At 68.4% G+C, this 12,799-nt stretch carries 11 protein-coding genes; 8 read left to right on the top strand and 3 right to left on the bottom strand.

Features of this window, described 5'->3' with window-relative positions:
* Positions 1–202: 202 nt before the first annotated feature.
* Positions 203–2,455: a primosomal protein N' gene (locus Q376_RS0105200; protein ID WP_081803409.1), complete on the bottom strand. Its 2,253-nt coding sequence runs from the start codon at positions 2,453–2,455 to the stop codon at positions 203–205.
* A gap of 223 nt (positions 2,456–2,678) precedes the next feature.
* Here Q376_RS0105200 and rpmE point away from each other — a divergent pair, with 223 nt between their 5' ends.
* Positions 2,679–2,894 (top strand): 50S ribosomal protein L31, encoded by a 216-nt coding sequence (rpmE, locus tag Q376_RS0105195; protein WP_027349420.1) that lies wholly within the window; start codon positions 2,679–2,681, stop codon positions 2,892–2,894.
* Positions 2,895–3,079: 185 nt separating this feature from the next.
* A complete protein-coding gene (locus Q376_RS23920; protein ID WP_162177883.1) occupies positions 3,080–3,748 on the top strand; it encodes an alpha/beta hydrolase in 669 nt (222 codons plus the stop codon).
* Between the two features lie 693 nt (positions 3,749–4,441).
* Here the strand turns inward: Q376_RS23920 and Q376_RS0105185 are convergent.
* Positions 4,442–5,293 carry a DUF481 domain-containing protein gene (locus tag Q376_RS0105185; protein ID WP_052364969.1) on the bottom strand — a complete coding sequence of 284 codons (852 nt, stop codon included), beginning with the start codon at positions 5,291–5,293 and terminating at the stop codon, positions 4,442–4,444.
* Positions 5,277–7,814: a penicillin-binding protein 1A gene (locus Q376_RS0105180; protein ID WP_027349417.1), complete on the bottom strand. Its 2,538-nt coding sequence runs from the start codon at positions 7,812–7,814 to the stop codon at positions 5,277–5,279. Before Q376_RS0105180 ends, Q376_RS0105185 begins: the two co-directional genes overlap by 17 nt.
* 219 nt (positions 7,815–8,033) lie before the next feature.
* On the opposite strand from Q376_RS0105180, the gene pilM reads away from it, so the two are divergent.
* Genes pilM through aroK form a run of 6 tightly spaced genes read left to right on the top strand, consistent with a single transcriptional unit; the run spans position 8,034 to position 12,798 of the window.
* Positions 8,034–8,912: a type IV pilus biogenesis protein PilM gene (pilM, locus tag Q376_RS0105175; RefSeq protein WP_162177882.1), complete on the top strand. Its 879-nt coding sequence runs from the start codon at positions 8,034–8,036 to the stop codon at positions 8,910–8,912.
* A 41-nt stretch (positions 8,913–8,953) separates the two neighbouring features.
* Positions 8,954–9,493 (top strand): hypothetical protein, encoded by a 540-nt coding sequence (locus Q376_RS24670; protein WP_027349415.1) that lies wholly within the window; start codon positions 8,954–8,956, stop codon positions 9,491–9,493.
* Entirely contained in the window at positions 9,490–10,095 is a 606-nt protein-coding gene (locus Q376_RS0105165) for a hypothetical protein (protein ID WP_027349414.1), read from the top strand. Before Q376_RS24670 ends, Q376_RS0105165 begins: the two co-directional genes overlap by 4 nt.
* Complete coding sequence (locus tag Q376_RS0105160; RefSeq protein ID WP_155834161.1) at positions 10,092–10,565, top strand: pilus assembly protein PilP; 474 nt, start codon at positions 10,092–10,094, stop codon at positions 10,563–10,565. Before Q376_RS0105165 ends, Q376_RS0105160 begins: the two co-directional genes overlap by 4 nt.
* Complete coding sequence (gene pilQ, locus Q376_RS21485) at positions 10,562–12,256, top strand: type IV pilus secretin PilQ (RefSeq protein ID WP_052364968.1); 1,695 nt, start codon at positions 10,562–10,564, stop codon at positions 12,254–12,256. Before Q376_RS0105160 ends, pilQ begins: the two co-directional genes overlap by 4 nt.
* Complete coding sequence (gene aroK, locus Q376_RS25320) at positions 12,256–12,798, top strand: shikimate kinase AroK (protein ID WP_027349412.1); 543 nt, start codon at positions 12,256–12,258, stop codon at positions 12,796–12,798. Before pilQ ends, aroK begins: the two co-directional genes overlap by 1 nt.
* Position 12,799 lies beyond the last annotated feature (1 nt).

The raw sequence follows: 12,799 nt of genomic DNA, 5'->3' as shown, positions 1-12,799 counted from the left end.
CGAAGGTGACCGTTGCTGTGCTGGAGTGGCCGTGCGCCGCGGCGATGGAGCACCATCGAATCCGGGCAGCGGCGGCGGGAATCTGCGAGTGCGATGCGCCCGGGGGATCGCTACCGGTGCATCGTGGATGAACGCAGCATTATGGTCCACCCCCTGGGGTGTCTCAAGTCGGCAGGCGCGTGTGGACGAAAAGGCACCGGGCTCAGCTCAGGCTCAGCGGATCGATATCGATCGACCAGCGCACCTTGCGCGCGAGCGGTGCGCCCTCGAGCCAGGCCACCAGCCAGGCGGCCGCCTCATGGAGCTGGCTGCGGCGATCGGCGGCGAGCATCAGCTGGGCATGGTAGCGGTTCTGGCGGCGCTCCATCGGCGCAGGTACCGGACCGAGGCAGTCGACCGGCAGTTCGCGCTCAATGAGCCAGCCACGAAGCTGCTCGGCCCCCTGCGCCAGCAAGGCCTCGACGCTTGCCTGGTCGGCGGCCTCGGCGCGCAGCAGCGCGATGAAACGAAACGGCGGCAGGCCCGCGGCACGGCGCTCGTCGAGCAGGCGTTCGGCGAGCACGTCGTAGCCCTGGCTTGCCAGCAGACGCAGGTTGGGGTCGTCAGGGTGCATGGTCTGGATCAGTACCCGTCCAGGCAGTGCCGCGCGCCCGGCCCGTCCTGCGACCTGGACCAGCAGCTGGGCGCTCTGCTCGAGGGCGCGAAAATCGCTGCTGTAGAGCCCGCCGTCGGCGTTGACCACCACCACCAGGGTGACGTGGGGGAAGTGATGGCCCTTGGCCAGCATCTGGGTGCCGACCAGGATGCAGGGGCGGGCGCTGCGCACCTCGTCGAGCGCGTCGCTGAGTGCGTCCTTGCGCCGGGTGCTGTCGCGGTCGATACGCAGGATGCGGGCGTCCGGGAAGCGCGCCTGGAGGGTCTCCTCGGTGCGCTCGGTGCCGGCGCCGAGCGGGCGCAGGTCGCCGCTTGCGCACTTCGGGCAGGCATCCGGCAGGGGAGCCTGGTGATCGCAGTGGTGGCAGACCAACCGGGGAGGCTGGCGGTGCAGGGTCATGCGCGCATCGCAGCTTGGACAGTCGAAGATATGGCCGCACTGCTGGCATGAGAGGGTCGGGGCGAACCCGCGGCGATTGATGAACACCAGCACCTGGTGGCCCGCATCGAGCTGGGTCTTGATCGCCTCGATCGATTCCTGGCCGAGGCCGCCCTCGCGGCGCTTGATCCGCAGGTCGACGAGTTCGAGGCGGGCGAACGATGCGCTGCCGGCGCGGCGATTGAGCTTCAGGTGGCGATAGTGGCCACGGCCTGCGTGGGCGAGGCTTTCGAGCGAAGGAGTGGCGCTGCCGAGCACCACCGGCAGCTGCTCGCGGCGGGCGCGGACCACGGCGAGGTCGCGGGCGCTGTAGCGCAGCCCCTCCTGCTGTTTGAACGAGGCGTCGTGCTCCTCATCGACGATGATCGCGCCGAGCTTCTCCATCGGGGTGAAGATCGCCGAGCGGGTGCCGACCACCACTCGCGCACGGCCCGAGCGCGCGGCCTCCCAGACGTCGAGGCGCTCGCCGTCGCTGACGCCCGAATGGATCATCACCACCGGCACGCTGAAGCGGCGGCGAAAGCGCTCGAGGGTCTGCGGGGTCAGCCCTATTTCGGGCACCAGTACCAGCGCCTGGCCGCCGCGGTCGAGCACCGCCTCGATCAGTTGCAGGTAGACCTCGGTCTTGCCGCTGCCGGTGACGCCGTGGAGCAGGCTCGGCGAGAAACGCCCGAGCCCCTCGTGCAGCGCAGCCAGCGCCTCGCCCTGTTCGCGGTTGAGGGTCAGCGAAGGCTCGGCGAGGGTCGGGGTGCCGGGCTGGACCGCCCGGGTCAGCGGCTCCTCCTCGCACTCGACCAGGCCCTTGGCGCGCAGCCCCTCGAGCTGTGGCCGGGCAAAGCCATGGGCGAGCACCGCGGAGCCGACCAGGCCCGCAGTGTGCTGCTGGAGCAGCCCGAGCAGTTCGCCCTGCCGCTTGGCCTGGCGCAGCGTGGCGGGGTCCAGGGCTGCGCCCTTGGGGGTGCAGCGCCAGCGCTCCCGGGTGCGCGCTTCGAGCGGACGCCCCTGGCGCAGCAGCGCCGGCATCGCGTGGGCCAGCGTGTCACCGAGCGAATGCTGGTAGTAGCGGGCGGTGAAGCGACACAGCCATAGCCACTCCTCGGGTAGCGGGGTCTGGTCGATCAGCGCGGCGATCGGCTTGAGCTTGGCGAGCTCGAAGTCGCTGTCCGCCGCGACCTCGACCACCACGCCGACCATCTCGCGGCGGCCGAACGGGACCCGCACCCTGAGCCCTGGCACCCAGCCGGCGGCGGGGCGCTCCCGGCCGGGGAGATAGTCGAACACGCGCCGCAGTGGCGTGGGCAGCGCCACGCGCAGCACCGAAGGTGAGGCGTGAGGGGACGGGGTATTGCGGGGTTCGACCAACGATTGGCCTCCAGACTCGAAGCTGCTAGAATATGCGCCTTCGTCTTCAGCGCGTCCGCCCTCGGGTGATGCGCTCGACCCGGATGCTCGCCGCGATGAGCGTCGTCACGGCGGCCGGCGAAGGTCGTACATCTTCCATTTCGCATGCGGTACCTGGCAAGGCGCGACTCATTCACGCGCAATCTGACTTGACCGGGTGGCGGCATGCCAAGCGAGGTCTCACATGAAAGCTTCGATTCATCCCCAGTACCAGACCATCTCCGCCAGCTGCTCTTGCGGTGCCAGCTTCGAAATCGGCAGCACCTCCAACGAGTCGCTGAACCTGGACGTCTGCTCCAACTGCCACCCGTTCTACACCGGCAAGCAGAAGCAGGCGACCACCGGTGGTCGCGTCGAGCGCTTCAACAAGCGTTTCGGTGCAGCGGTGAAGCGCGGCTGAGGCCCCGCCCGAAGCGTCATCGCGACGCTTCACCCAAGCATCATCGTCCAGGACCCGCCCTCGTGGCGGGTCCTGGCGTTTCAGCGCCAGCCAAGGCGAATCCGGGCAGGGCGTGAGAGGCTCGAAGGACTCTCACCGAGCTCGCACTGGATGCCATGTATCGCCGCTATCCTCGCTTCGCCGCCATGCTACTGATTCTCCTCTTGCCGCTCGCTTTCAGCGCATGGGCGCAGACCGGCCTGGCCTATCGCCTGGCGCCGGCAGAGGGGCGCGCGGACGCGCCGCTGGTGGTCGCCCTGCATGGCCTCGGTACCAACGAGCGTGACCTGCTGCCGCTGGCCGAACATCTCCCCGAGGGATGGCGGATGCTCGCCGTGCGGGCGCCGTTCGAGCTTTCCGCGCAGCGTTATCGCTGGTTCGAAGGCACCGTGGTCGAGGGTTTCGGTCCTGGGCTCGAGCAGGACGTCGCCGAGGGCCGCGAAGCGGTGCTCGCGACCATCGACGAGGCGCTGGCAGAGCAGGGGCTCGCTCCTTCGCGGCTCTACCTGCTCGGCTTCAGCCAGGGCGCGGCGATGGCCGCCGAGGTGCTGATCGAAGCGCCCGAGCGCTTCGACGGAGCTGCGCTGCTCTCGGGCTTCCTGGTCGACGACACTCGCCGCGTCGAGCTCGACGGCGCCAAGGTGCTGGTGATCCATGGCGATGCGGATGCGAGGGTACCGCCGCAGCACGGCGAGCGCACCGCGCGCTGGCTCGAGCGGCAGGGCGCGACGACCCAGTGGAGCCTTCACCCGTCGCTCGGCCATGGCATCGACGCTGAGGTGCTGGACGAACTCAACGCCTGGTGGGCGGACTAGACCGCTGCACTGGAGAGCGGCCGAGGAAGGGCCGCTCGAGCCGCCCGATCCCTCGACGTCGCTTCGCTCCTCTCGGGACGAACGGGTAGGGAGTTGGCGCGAAGGCCCTGCATTCCCAACCGTTCAAGGTCAGTGCCCGGGGCGCGAGGGCAGTCGAACCACGGCCTTAGTGCCGCCGCACGATCCCTCGACTGGCGTCCCCAGTTGCCGAGCTGGAACTCGACCTTGGCGCGTATCGGCGCCGCTTGGGACGAACGGGTTGGGAATTGGCGCGAAGGCCCGGCATCCCCCACATCCGCTTGTGGTGAGCCGGCGAGGAACGAGCCGAGTCGAACCACAGCCTCATCGCCGCCGCTCGATCCCTCGACTGGCGCCCCCATTGCCGAGCTGGAACTCGACCTTGGCGCGTATGGCGCCGCTCGGGACGAACGGGTTGGAAATTGGCGCGAAGGCCCGGCATCCCCCACATCCGCTCGTGGTGAGCCGGCGAGGAACGAGCCGAGTCGAACCACAGCCTTAGCGCCGCCGCACGATCCCTCGACTGGCGCCCCCAGTTGCCGAGCTGGAACTCGACCTTGGCGCGTATGGCGCCGCTCGGGACGAACGGGCTCGTTGGGCCGTTCGTGTCCTTCGGCTCGCTCAGGACGCTCGGAAACATCTTGAGTCGAACCATGCCGGTCCGCCGCCAACCTTCTAGAGCCCGTAGACGATCGACATCGTGGTCGTGGTATCGGTGCGATACTCGGCATCGTCGGGCGGATCGCTGTTGTGCTCGACGAGATAGGCCAGGCGCAGGGAGAAGTCGGCGTTGATCGAAAGACTCGACGATGTTTCGCTGCGCAGGGTGAGGTCGTCGCCGGCGGCTTCGGTGGCGAACCCTTGTTCGAAGCGGGCGGTATCGGAGAGGCGATAGCCATAGTTGAAGCCGGCGTACGCCAGCGCCCGGTAGTCGACGTCGCCGTTGCGAATCTTGTCCCGGCGTATGCCGGGACCGATCTCCACCGATAGCGAGTGAGGTCGCGTATCGACCAGCTGGCGCCCGTAGCCGCCGGCCAGCGAAAGCTGGTTGTCGTAACCGCTGAAGCGATCGACGTTCAGCCGCAGCTGGCCGAACACATAGTTGTCTTCGGCGAGGTTGTAGCGCGTGCGGGCCGCGCCGACGTAGCGCTCGGCGGTGCTCTCGTCACCGCTGCGCGCGCTGTCGGCGGAAGCATAGAGATTGTACGACCAGCGGTCCCGGTACCAGGTCAGGTTCGTGCGCCCATTGAGCGACGAGCTGTCGTCGTTACCGGTGCGGTTGATGAAGCCGAACTGGAGGTTGCCCTCGAAGTCCTCCTCCGCCAGGGCGGGATCGAGCAGCGTCGAGAAGTCCTCGATCTGTGCCTCGGCGGGCAAGGACAGCAGGGCGATGGTGAGTGCGAGCGCGGCGCTCGCCCATGCCGGTACCGAGGGGCTCGGTAGCTTGGGACTGACGGTGCAGCGCGATGGCAGAGCGGTTCTGGGGCGCCCGCAGGGCGCCCCGCTTGGTTCAGAAGATGGCGTCATAGGAGCCGGTGCCTTGCGAGCCCGACTCATTCTCCAGATCGGGCCGTACCGAAGGCTCTTGGTAGGGGGGCAGATTGTCGGCGCGGAAAATCTCGCTGATCCCGCCTGGGTCGTTGTCGCGCAGGCGTCGGCCGCTCTGTGGATCGATCCGGGCGCTGACCACGTTCTCGGGGCGTGGCAGGAACTGCGGCGACATGCCCTGTAGCGCCTGGCCCATGAACTGGGTCCAGATCGGCAGCGCCGCCTGGGCGCCGTACTCGCCGGTGCTCGAGTTGTCGTCCATTCCGACCCAGACGGTCGCGACCAGCGCGCCGTTGAAGCCTGAGAACCAGGTGTCGCGCTGATCGTTCGAGGTGCCGGTCTTGCCGGCCAGGTCGTCGCGTCCGATCGACAGCGCCGCTCGGCCGGTGCCCCGTCTGATCACGTCGCGCATCATATCCTGAAGCATGTACACCGACGCGCCATCGGCGACTCGCTCGGCGATCGGATAGGTGCGGCCATCGATCTCCACCGTGCTTTCGAACGGATCGCACTCGGGGCAGGCCGCGGGTGGGTTCGGCTCATCGAGCAGGTTGGTCTGGTCCTCGCCCTGGGTGATCCTGGCGATGTACCAGGGCAGCACCTTGAACCCGCCGTTGGCGATTTCGGCGTAGCCGCGGGCGATCTCGAGCGGTGTCAGCGAGGCGCTGCCCAGCGCCAGTGACAAACCGTTGGGCAGCTGCGCGCGGTTGAAGCCCATGCGCTCGAGCATATCCAGGGTATTGTCGAGCCCGGTCGCCTGCAGTGCGCGGATGGTCACCAGGTTGCGCGAGCGATAGAGCCCTTCGCGCAGCCGGGTCGGGCCGAGGAAGGAACGGGTGTCGTTCTCCGGGCGCCAGACGTCGCCGCTGAGCTCCTGCTGGACGATCGGCGCATCGTTGATCACCGTTGCGGGCGTCATGTTGCCCTGTTCCAGCGCGGACAGGTAGATGAACGGCTTGAAGCTCGAGCCGGGCTGGCGGCGTGCCTGGGTGGCGCGGTTGAAGCTGCTCTTGGCGAAGCTGAAACCGCCCTGCAGCGCGCGGATCGCCCCGGTGCGTGGATCGAGTACCACGATCGCACCTTCGATCTGGGGCGTCTGGGAGAGCCGCCAGCGCTCGCTATTGCCCTGCCCGTTGGCCACGACCCGCACCAGATCGCCGCGCGCGGCGATCTGGGCGGCCTGGGTCGGCGATGCCCCGCGGGCGCGCACGCTGCGGTAGGGCGCAGCCCACTTGAGCTCGTCCCAGCCGATCGTCTCCACCTGGCCATTGCGTCGCAGCACGCGCATCTGCTGACCCTGGACGTCGATCACGATCGCTGGTTCGAGCGGCCCCACGTTGGGCGTACTGCCGAGCACCCTCAGCCAGTTGGAGACATCCTCTTCGATGCCCTCCACCCGGGTCGAGCTGCGCTCGGCCGCTTGGCGGGCGGTCTGGGCCACCTCGGGCGAGGCGGCGAGCTCCTCCTCGAGCCCGCGCCGGTCGGTGCGCTCCTGCGCCTCGGCCAAGGTCGAGGGAATCCCGCTCTGCTCGGGACCGCGCCAGCCGTGGCGCGCGTCATAAGCGACCAGCCCATCGATCAGCGCATCTCGCGCCTGGTTCTGGGTGCGGCTGTCGAGCGTCGTGGTGATCGAGTAGCCATCGGTGTAGGCCCTGTCGCCGAAGCGAGAGATCGCATACTGGCGGGCCATTTCCGCCACGTACTGCGCTTGGAGCTGCAGCTCGGTGCGCGAGCGCTGGATCTGGATCGGCGCCTGCACCGCTTGCTGGTACTGCTCGTTGCTGACGTAGCCGAGCTGCTGCATGCGCAGCAGGATCCAGTTGCGGCGGATCAGCGAGCGCTCGGGGTTGGCGATCGGGTTGAGGCTCGAGGGTGCCTTCGGCAGTCCCGCGATGGTCGCCGCCTCGGGCAGGGTCAGCTGCGAGAGCGGCTTGTTGAAGTAGATCTGCGCCGCCGAGCCGACCCCATAGGCGCCCTGGCCGAGATAGATCTTGTTCACGTAGAGCTCGAAGATCTGCTCCTTGGTCAGGATCCGCTCCATCTGCAGCGCCAGCAGGATCTCACGGATCTTGCGGGTGAAGGTCTGATCCAGGGTGAGCAGATAGTTGCGCGCCACCTGCATGGTGATGGTGCTGCCCCCGGAGCGGATGCTGCCGCTCGCGGCAAGCTCCATCGCCGCACGTGCAAGCCCCCTGGGGTCGATACCCGGGTGGCTGAAGAAATCCTGGTCCTCGGCGGCGACGATCGCATTGACCAGATCCGCGGGTACCTCATCGAAGTCGACGATCTGTCGACGCTGCTCTCCGTACTCACCGATCAGCTTGCCATCCTGGCTGTAGACCCGCAGCGGCGTCGCCAGCTGATAGTTCTGCAGTGAATTCACATCGGGGAGGCTTGGGACGAAATAGATCGCCGCCGCGGCTACAGCGAGCAGTCCCGCGGCCGTTAAGGCAATCAGCAGCCAGAAAAGATGAAACAAGGTGCGTTTGATCAACTTCATTTAGAACGGCCCATCCGAAGTGGGTGGCGACGAGCTTGAAACGGTCGTCGCGAAAGACGCGAGCGGCATGGGAATCGCGGCGGATACCGGTGCGAGCCGGCTCATCGAGGTCGTGACAGGTGAACAACCACAAACGTGGCGCATTATAAGTAGCGCCCTCAGGAGGGGCCAGTGATAAACCATGTCGGCTTGTTGCGACCGGTTACCTTAGCGCACTGGGTGGCACGCGTCTGCACCTTTCTGGCCTCTGGGCAGGCGCTTCCCGCCCGCTCGCCCCGGCTTGGAATCTCCCTCGGCGAACGCGCGGTGGCGCTGGTCGAGCTGGAGCCCCGGCGCCGCGGCATGAGCGTAACCCGCACAGGGGTGGAGCCGCGTCGCCCGGACGAGCACAGCGCACGCCCTGCGCTCGAGCGGCTGCTCGAGCGACTTTCCCCGCGCGCCCGTCGCGTGGTCACCGCGCTGGACGCCGAGCGACTGCTCGAACAGCGCATCGAACTGCCCGCAGGGCTCAGCCCTGGCGAAGTGGAAAGGCACCTCCGCGCGCGGCTGGGCAGGCTGGCCGCGACCCTCGATGAACCGCCGGTGTTCGATTTCTGCCTTGCTGATGACATCGATTTTCGCAGCGGAGTTCCGCAGCGGCTTTCCTGGCGGCTGGTGGCCTGCCGCCCTAGCGAGCTCGAGGCGCGGCTGGGTGAATTCGCCGGGCTCGGTCTCGAGGTCGCGGCGATGGACGTCGACCTGTTCGCCCTCTCGCGCCTGGTCGAGCGCACCCCGGCGGATGCCCTGCTCTATCGTGATGGCCAGCGCCTTTGGCTGGTGCGAGATGGTCTTCGGCTTGCCAACGACCTGGCCGGGGCCGATCCCAGGCAGGCTCTGGTCGACTGGCTGCCTTCCACGTGGGGCGATGCGCCGCCGGTAAGGCTTTGGCTCGCGGGCGAAGGCTGGGCGTCGTCGGACCCCGTCGGTCTGAGTGAGGCGCTCGGGCGTCGAGTCGCGCCATATGAGCCGCGGGCCATCGGTACCTGGCCGGGTCGCCGCGATGACGGCGACGCTCGGCTGGCGCTCGCCTATGCGCTGGCGGTGAGAGGCTGGCGATGAGCGCCTGGAACGATGTGGATCTACGCCCCTGGCGAGAGCCCATGCGCCGCAGAGCCCGGTTGCGTCTTTGCGCCTGGTGCGCAGTGGCGGGTGTGCTGGCCTTGTCGCTGGGCGCCTCGCTGGCGGGCTGGCTCTCGCTGCAGCGCGAGCGCTGGGAGAGCCGGGTGGAGGAGCTCGCGCTCGAACGCATCGAGTTGACCGCAACGCTTGCCGAGCTGACGGCGATCGAGCGCCAGCGAGCGATGCTCGCGCAGCGGCATCGATCGCTCGAGCAGTGGCTCGCGGTGCGTGATGGCTGGGTCGAGCTCTGGGCGGCGCTGTCCTGGCTCGGCACGGAGGGGCTCAGGCTCGAGCGGATCGAACGCCGTGGCCGGCTGCTGCGGTTGGAGGCGCAAGGGACGCTGGTAGCCGCCAATCTGGCGCTGGCGCGTCTCGGCGGCCTGCCTCAGGTGGCATCGGCCCGGCTGATCGAGCATCGGCCTGGGGCGGAGGGCGGCTGGTGCCGGCTCGAACTCGAGCTGCCCGGGCTGGTGGGGGAGCCGGTGGAGGAGGTGCCAAGCACGCAGGAGGTGGTCGGATGACCAGCATCTCGCGCTGGCGCGTGGGTGCCCTGCCCGGCTGTCGCTGGGAGCCGTTCGATCCGCTGTTCTGGCCCCGGTGGCTATGGGCCGTGGCGGTGGGGGGGGGATTTTTCCTCGCCCTGGCGCTCAGCGGGGCGCTATGGATCGCACCCGGGCTAGATGCGCTGTTTGCTTCTCGCACAGCGCTGGAGCGGGCGTTGGAGCAGCGGCTTGGAGACCGAGCGGCGCTCGAGCGGTTGACGCTGCTGCGCGAGCAGGAGCAGGAGATCGCCGAGTACCGCCGAGCCTTAAACCAGGCGTTCGCGGTGCCGGCGCGGCCGCTCGAGGCACTCTCTGCCCTCGCCCTTGAGCGGGGCCTTGAGATCACGCGGCTCGCGCCGCTCGGAGAGGGGAGGCGCCCGCTGATCGAATTGAGCCTCGAGGGCGACTTCGCGCCGCTGGTCGCGTTCATGCTCGCGCCCTCCGCACTGGGCGCCGTCTCGCCCGGCGACTTCGAACTGCGCCGTGCGCTGGATACCGCGGAGGGCGGTGCCGTTACGAGGCTGGCGCTGCGCCTCGAGCTCGGCTGGCATCCCGACGCCGAACCGGGGCCCTCGCAATGAGGCCGCTGAGACGCGGCTCGGCCTGGGCAGCCATCGTGGCGCTTTGCGGCTGTGGCGACGGCCCCGGGCCAGTGGCACATGAGCAGGTGAGTGTCGCGGCTCTCCCGCCGGTATCGATGAAGATCAGCGATGACGCATTCGCACAGCGCCTCGATGCGGCACTGAGACACGACCCCTTTCGAGGCGCAGTGGAGGAGATCGGCATACCGCCGGCGTCGATGGCGGGGTTCTCGGTGCGACAGCTTGTTCCTCGCGGTGTGCTGAGCGACCGGCACGGTCGATTCGCGCTGGTCGAGACCGCGGAAGGCCGCGTGGTACGCGTCGCCGTCGGTGATGCGATCGGCGAGGAGCGGGCCAAGGTGGTGGCGTTCGATGCCATGGGGCTGACCCTCGAGCTACCCGGCGAGGTGGCTGAACGAGGGGAGGGAGAGCGAGTACTGCGCCTGCTCGGTGCGGAGCCGCAGCGATGAGACTGGGAATCCTGCTGCTCTTCTGCGCTTTCACGTTCGCGCCGACGATAACTTGGGCGAGTGAGCTGGTCGATGCGCGGCTTTCGATCGAGCCAGCTAGCGGTGATGCGCGCATGGTGCTCGAGTTCGATGACGAGGCCAGCGAGATCAATGGGCTTTCGCTCGGCCAGCCGCCGCGGCTGATGTTCACGCTGCCCGGCGCGCGCACGCTGCTCGAGGGAAGAGCGCCCGCCCATGCGGTGCCAGGGGTCGGGCCGCTGGAGATATCGACGCCGCCAGGAGGCGTGCGTTTGCTGCTGGAACTGGCCAGACCCCATGGGTACCGGGTGGAGCGCCACGGTCGGCGGATCGAGGTGGTGCTCGAGCCCGGCTCCGCGCCGGTGGTTGCCGAGGCCGCTGCCGAGCGCCCGCTGCCGGTCAATGTCGAGCGTGTCGTGGTCGCCCCGCCCTCGGGGGGGGATACGCCGGTCAGCCTGGATTTCCAGCGGCTGCCGGTGCGCGCGGCGCTCTCGCTGCTCGCCGAGGCCGGCGGCGTCGATCTGGTGGTCGCCGACGGCGTCGAGGGCGAGTTGACCCTGCGTCTCGAATCGATCCCCTGGTCGCGTGCGCTGGCGCTGGTGCTCGAGGGGCAAGGGCTGTCCAGCCGCCGCCATGGCGATGCGCTGCTGGTCGCTCCGGCGGCGGCGATCGAGGCCATCGTCGCGCGCGAGGCGCGCCCGGCGGGGGACGAGCAGGCGCTCGCGCTGGATATGCTCAAGGTCGACTATGCCCGCGCGGAGGACGTGGCATCGCTGCTCGAGGGCGGCGGTGGCGCGGGCCTGCTCTCACCGCGGGGATGGATCGGCTTCGACGCCCGCACCAATATGCTGCTGGTGCAGGATACGCCGACTCGGCTGGCCGGGATCAGGCGGGCGCTGGCCGAGCTCGATGTGCCGCTGCGGCAGGTGCAGATCGAGGCGAGGATCGTGATCGCTCGCGAACGGGTCTCGCGCCAGCTTGGCATTCGCTGGGGGGAGGCCGGCATCGGGCGAGCGTTCAGCGAGGGGATCGCGAGCGAACGGCGAGGCTTCAGCCCAGGGAGCGAAGGGAGCGGCCCCTTCCTCGGGCTAGGTTTCGAGCTCGGTGGCACGGCGTCGCCGCAGGGTACCTTCACGGTGGGGTTGATCAACAGCAACGTACTGCTGGCGCTGGAGCTCAACGCCCTCGAGCGCGAGGGGATGAGCCATACCTTGTCGCAGCCGCGGGTGATGACCCTCGACCGGGAGCCGGCGATGATCCGCCAAGGCCAGGAGGTGCCCTACCAGGAGTCGGGCGCTTATGGTTCGACCAGCACAAGTTTTCGTGACGCGGTGCTCGCCCTCGAGGTCTTGCCCCAGTTGACCCCGGACGGGCGCATTCGGATGTCGGTCGACGTACAGAACGATAGCGTCGCGGGCGATCGCTTCAATGGCCTCCCCGCGATAGACACCAGTCGAATCAGTACTCAAGTGCTGGTCGATAATGGCGAAACGGTGGTACTTGGCGGTATCCTGACCAGCGAGCAGGCGAATGAGCTGTACAAGCTGCCATGGCTTGGCGATCTGCCTCTGCTCGGCGGGTTGTTCAGGCGTGCGGAGCGGGCACGGGAGCGAGTCGAGCTGCTGGTGTTCATCACGCCGAACATCATCGAGGACCAACGAGCGGCACGCTGATGCGGGATTCACTCAACATATTTCTCATCGGTCCGATGGGGACCGGCAAGAGCACCATCGGTCGTTTGCTGGCCGCTGAGCTGCAGCGGCCGTTCTTCGACAGCGATCACGAGATCGAACGGCGCTGCGGCTGCGATATCCCATGGATCTTCGATGTCGAGGGCGAGGCGGGCTTTCGCGCTCGCGAGGCCCAGGTCATCGACGATCTTTCCACCCAGCAGGGCGTCGTGCTCGCCACCGGCGGTGGCGCGGTCACCCATCCCGAAAGCCGCCGGCTGCTGCGCGAGCGCGGTACGGTGATCTTCCTGCGCACCTCGGTCGAGCAGCAGCTCAAGCGCACCGCGCGGGACCGCAACCGGCCGCTGCTGCAGTGCGAGGACCCGGGCCGCAAGCTGCGCGAGCTGTTCGAGGTGCGCGAGCCGCTCTATCGCGCCACCGCCGATCTGGTGATCAGCACCGAGCGGCGCAGCCCGAGGAGCGTGGTCAACGATATCCGCCGTCAGCTCCATCTCCAGGATGATCTGGTCGACGCACGGGGCTGAG

This window comes from Halotalea alkalilenta DSM 17697, from assembly GCF_000621205.1.
GTDB lineage: Bacteria > Pseudomonadota > Gammaproteobacteria > Pseudomonadales > Halomonadaceae > Halotalea > Halotalea alkalilenta.
The sequence above is the reverse complement of the archived record's forward strand: the minus strand, read 5'-3'. Positions and strand labels throughout refer to the sequence as shown.

What these genes read in the sequence shown, in the direction of transcription:
- Q376_RS0105165 (WP_027349414.1), top strand. Translation starts at nt 9,490, where the DNA reads ATGACCAGCATCTCGCGCTGGCGCGTGGGTGCCCTGCCCGGCTGTCGC.
- pilQ (WP_052364968.1), top strand. Translation starts at nt 10,562, where the DNA reads ATGAGACTGGGAATCCTGCTGCTCTTCTGCGCTTTCACGTTCGCGCCG.
- Q376_RS23920 (WP_162177883.1), top strand. Translation starts at nt 3,080, where the DNA reads ATGCTACTGATTCTCCTCTTGCCGCTCGCTTTCAGCGCATGGGCGCAG.
- aroK (WP_027349412.1), top strand. Translation starts at nt 12,256, where the DNA reads ATGCGGGATTCACTCAACATATTTCTCATCGGTCCGATGGGGACCGGC.
- Q376_RS0105185 (WP_052364969.1), bottom strand. Translation starts at nt 5,293, where the DNA reads ATGACGCCATCTTCTGAACCAAGCGGGGCGCCCTGCGGGCGCCCCAGA.
- Q376_RS0105180 (WP_027349417.1), bottom strand. Translation starts at nt 7,814, where the DNA reads ATGAAGTTGATCAAACGCACCTTGTTTCATCTTTTCTGGCTGCTGATT.
- rpmE (WP_027349420.1), top strand. Translation starts at nt 2,679, where the DNA reads ATGAAAGCTTCGATTCATCCCCAGTACCAGACCATCTCCGCCAGCTGC.
- Q376_RS0105160 (WP_155834161.1), top strand. Translation starts at nt 10,092, where the DNA reads ATGAGGCCGCTGAGACGCGGCTCGGCCTGGGCAGCCATCGTGGCGCTT.
- Q376_RS24670 (WP_027349415.1), top strand. Translation starts at nt 8,954, where the DNA reads ATGCGCCGCAGAGCCCGGTTGCGTCTTTGCGCCTGGTGCGCAGTGGCG.